The organism is Rhizobium deserti (genome assembly GCF_004358025.1).
In the GTDB taxonomy this organism is placed as follows: domain Bacteria; phylum Pseudomonadota; class Alphaproteobacteria; order Rhizobiales; family Rhizobiaceae; genus Neorhizobium; species Neorhizobium deserti.
The window spans coordinates 1-2,128 of sequence record NZ_SMTL01000016.1 but is presented as its reverse complement, the minus strand read 5'-3'; the positions used below and the strand labels follow the sequence as shown (position 1 = coordinate 2,128).

At 56.4% G+C, this 2,128-nt stretch carries 2 protein-coding genes and 1 pseudogene; all 3 read left to right on the top strand.

The features are described from left to right. A pseudogene (locus E2F50_RS23090) lies at window positions 1–230 on the top strand (hypothetical protein); the annotation flags it as partial. Window positions 231–234: 4 nt separating this feature from the next. Beyond that, a complete protein-coding gene (locus E2F50_RS22775; RefSeq protein WP_133318476.1) occupies window positions 235–699 on the top strand; it encodes a hypothetical protein in 465 nt (154 codons plus the stop codon). 491 nt (window positions 700–1,190) lie between these two features. Beyond that, window positions 1,191–2,128, top strand: a 938-nt coding sequence (locus tag E2F50_RS22770) for a site-specific DNA-methyltransferase (RefSeq protein ID WP_133318475.1), incomplete at its 3' end; no start/stop codon positions are given.

Genomic DNA, 2,128 nt, shown 5'->3' with positions numbered 1-2,128 from the left:
TGTATCTGGCCGCGGCAAGCGGGGATGGCGCTCGCGGTGGATTGTTTGTCTATGACGGGGCCTCCGTTGAAAAGGTTGATACCGGACTCGCGCGCGAGATCGGCGGACTTTCCTGGGTAAGCGCCACCGACGAGATGTTGCTGGCGGTCGGCCATAAGGAGATTGTCCGTTTCGATGGTAAGGCCTGGGACCGGATCGAGTATCCTGGTAACGCGACGGATCGGCGGTGACGTCATGGCCTTGGGCGACGAGCTTTACCAGCGCATCAACTGCTACGGCATCGGCAGTTGGCTAGAGAGCCTGTTTGCGCGAGCGGGACACAGTCTCCCGCCAGCTATGCGACACGCAGACGAGTTGCGCATGGATCGCTTCATGGGCTTCCTGTTGACCTTTGGTCGTCTTCCGGAATCGCTTCCGGATCCGCGTGACCAGATAATATTGTTGCGCGCCGAAGGGGACGGCGCAGCACCAATGCCTTTTGGGCTGAACGCACAATTTGAAACAGTCGAAAGCGCCAAACACAAGCTCTCAAACAATATCGCAGGCGGCAGCGTATCGGAACTTCAAGCCGGAGATCGGCGTGTTTCCTTCTTCCTGAATGATGGTGGCGTGGTCGAACTGCGATTCGCCGAGACAATGCAGGGCTTCGACCGAATTTTGATGGCACGGCTGGGGGATTTCAGGGACGGAAGAAGCTAGCGACATGACGGCTATAGTTGCTGTACGGGTCCACTTCGCCCGGTCCTGCCATGATGACACCACGCGGCTTTAGAGTTTGGACGATCTTGATCTTCCCGGCATGCGCCATGTTAGCGCAACAAGTTTCCAATACGACCTTCGATATCGCAGTGCCGCCAGCATCCGATTCGAGCGCCGCATGGCAACGGGGCTTGCGACCTTGGGGTGCCAACGGCCCTTAGTGGAATAATATTCTAATAATCTAGGTGTTCAAACGCCCTTCAAAGAAAACACGATTTGGGAGCTGTTTTGAACCCTTTAATGTCGTTTTGAAACCATCTTGAAGTCCTGTTAAGGTCGTTCGTTACGCTTCCGCAACGAACTGAAACACTTTTGCTTTCTCATCCGAGTCGATTGCGGCGGGTAGGTGCAGGCGGGTAACTTCTCTTCAGCGGCGCCGCACTGACGTTCACCCACTACCCAACCCAACCCAACCCTTATGGAGAATGCATATGCATCCGCCAAACGAACAGTCGTGCCCGCTCGACAGGCTCATTCCCTATGCCAATAACGCACGCACGCATTCGAAGAAGCAGATCAACCAGATTGCCGAAAGCATCAAACGCTTTGGCTTTTGCAATCCGGTCCTCATATCTGAAGACTACACCATCATCGCCGGTCACGGTCGTGTTCAGGCCGCGAAACTTCTCGGCATGTCCGAAGTGCCAGTTCGGACGCTGTCGCATCTGTCGCGCGATGAGGTGCGGGCTTATATCTTGGCCGACAACAAGTTGGCTGAGAATGCCGGGTGGGATCGCGATGTCCTTGCTATCGAGATGCAGGGTCTTATCGACCTCAACTTCGACATAGAGCTGCTCGGCTTCTCCACCACGGAAATCGACTTTACCATCGAGGGCGAGCAGAGACCGACCTCAGCCAAGGCTGATCCGCTCGACGCGGTTGAGCCGCTGGCACCTGGACCGGCTGTCAACCGGGCAGGGGACCTGTGGCAGCTTGGTCCGCATCGGCTTCTCTGCGGTGACGCTCGATCCCGCGAAGACGTATCGCTGCTTTGCGGAGCTAGTCCCCTCGCATTGCTGTTCACTGACCCGCCCTACAACGTTCCGATCGCCGGCCATGTCAGCGGCCTCGGTCACGTCAAACACCGCGAGTTCGCGGTGGCCTCGGGTGAGATGGACGAGGAAGCTTTTACCGGCTTCCTTCGTGACAGTCTTGGTGCTGCGGCAAGTCATCTGAGAGATGGCGCCATTGCCTTTGTTTGCATGGATTGGCGCCATATGGGTGAGCTGTTGGAAGCTGGCTGCACAGTGTTCTCTGAGTTCAAGAACCTGTGCGTCTGGAACAAGACCAATGGCGGCATGGGGTCGTTCTATCGGTCCAAGCATGAGCTGGTCTTTGTCTTCAAGAAAGGTAGCGCTCCGCACATCAA